Below are 1,959 nucleotides of genomic sequence, written 5' to 3' on the forward strand. Positions count from 1 at the left end.
GCGCAGGCGCTGCCCGAGTGGGGGTGGCAGGAGGACCGTTTCGCTCTGGCCCATCTGGGATTCGAGGTGTGGAACGCGGCCCGGCTCCGCCCGGAGTTCGTCGCGGGGTTCGCCCGGGTCCTGGGCCACCGCATCCGTACGGTCGAGGGGTGGCTGTGACGTCACGCGCTGTCCGGGGCCGGCCACGTGGAGCGGCGGCCCGGTCGTGGTGTGCCGCCGGGTGGTGAAGTGGCCTCCAACCGGCGGAACCCGAACGGCCGTTCGCCCGTCTAGCAGCCCGGTTGGGGCTGCCCGGCGTTCTCGCGACCGCACGGGGCGCGTGGTGGCTCCGTCCACGCACAGCGTCTTTCGAGAGGTTCCACCATGCACGTGTCCCCTGCCCCGTTCAGCGTCCTGTCCGAGGACTTCGCCGCTGACCCCTACCGCTACTTCGCACAGCTGCGGGAGCAGCTTCCGGTGCACTACGAGCCGGAGATCGACAGTTACTTCCTCTCCCGCCACGAGGACGTGAAGCGGGTCCTGACCGACCATGATGCCTTCACCACCGAGACGTTCCAGGCGCGCGCGGAGCCGGTGATGCGCGGGCCGGTCCTGGCCCAGATGTCGGGAGCCGAGCACACCGCCAAGCGGGCGGTCGTCGTACGGTCCTTCACCGGCCGGGCCCTGGAGAGACAGGTGCACGCCATCCGCGCCAACGCCGCCGAGCTGATGGCTCCGTTCCTCCCCGCGGGGCGGGTGGACCTGGTCAACGACTTCGGCAAGCCGTTCGCCGTGCAGGTGACGCTCGACGTCCTCGGCCTGGAGAGGAAGGACTGGCCGCAGGTGGCGGCCTGGTACGGCGGGGTCACCGAGTTCATCACCAGCCTGACCCTCACACCCGAGCGTCGCCGGCACTGCCTGGAGTGCGCCGAGCAGTTGGAGGCGTATCTCGCTCCGATCATCGAGGAGCGTCGCCGCCGTCCCGGCGAGGACCTGATATCGGCGCTGTGCAGCACCGAATTCGGCGGCGCGGCCATGAGCAACCGCGATGTCACCGCCCTGGTCATCAATGTGCTGCTGGCCTCGGCGGAGCCCGCCGACAAGACGCTCGCCCTGCTCTTCAAGCACCTGATCGACCATCCCGAGCAGCTGGCGCAGGTCCGCCGCGACCCGCAGCTGCTGGGCGCCGCGATCGCCGAGACGCTGCGCTGCACCCCGCCGGTGCAGCTCATCCCCCGCCAGGCGGAGCACGACGCCGTCTTCGCCGGCACCGTCGTCCCGGCCGGGGCCACCGTCTTCTGCATGATCGGGGCGGCCAACCGCGACCCCGGCGTGTTCACCGACCCGGACGCCTTCGACATCCACCGTGCGGACCTGGGCACCGCCCGCTCCTTCACCGCGGCGGCCGAGCACCTGTCCTTCGGCAGCGGCCTCCACCAGTGCGTCGGTACGGCCTTCGCGCGCGCCGAGATCGAGACGGTGGCGGCCATGCTCCTGCCGCTGTTCGACGAGGTGCGCTACAGCCCCGGTTTCCGCTACCGGGAGGCCGGCCTGTACACCCGGGGGCCGCTCTCGCTGTCGCTGGCGGCGGCGGCCGGGTCGGCGGGGTGCGGCCGGGAGGAGATCTGGGCGCCCACGGCGGACGTGCTGCGCACGCTGCTGGCGGGGCTGATCGGGGAGGTGCCCACGGCGGCCCACCGCCGTGCCCTGGAGGTGGCGGCGCAGGCTCACTCGACGTCGGAGGAGCTGCTGGCCGCGGTGCTGCCCGGGGAGGACGCCCATCCGCTGTTCGCGTGGCTGCGGGAGCTGCCGTTCATGGAGTCCACCCTGCGGGGGCTCCACCCGCACGACGCGGCACGCGAGACGCTCGCCGCCGACCTGCGGTGGCGGGCGCCCAACGCCTTCGAGTCGATGCGCCAGCGCCTGGCGGACGAGTACCTGCGCATCCTGCGCGAGGCGCCCGAGGAGCGGGTGTGGACG

1 protein-coding gene (only partly in view) is annotated in these 1,959 nt (G+C 72.4%); it reads left to right on the forward strand.

Annotated features, from left to right (window positions below; translation table 11 throughout):
- The first annotated feature begins 363 nt into the window (after nucleotides 1-363).
- Nucleotides 364-1,959, forward strand: the 5' portion of a protein-coding gene (locus tag ACFWVD_RS28195; protein WP_379247884.1) for a cytochrome P450, cyclodipeptide synthase-associated. 195 nt of this gene lie beyond the right edge of the window; 1,596 of the gene's 1,791 nt are visible here — the first part of the coding sequence; it begins with the start codon at nucleotides 364-366; its stop codon lies off the right edge, out of view.

The organism is Nocardia sp. NPDC058666 (genome assembly GCF_042714895.1).
Classification (GTDB): Bacteria; Actinomycetota; Actinomycetes; order Mycobacteriales; family Mycobacteriaceae; genus Nocardia.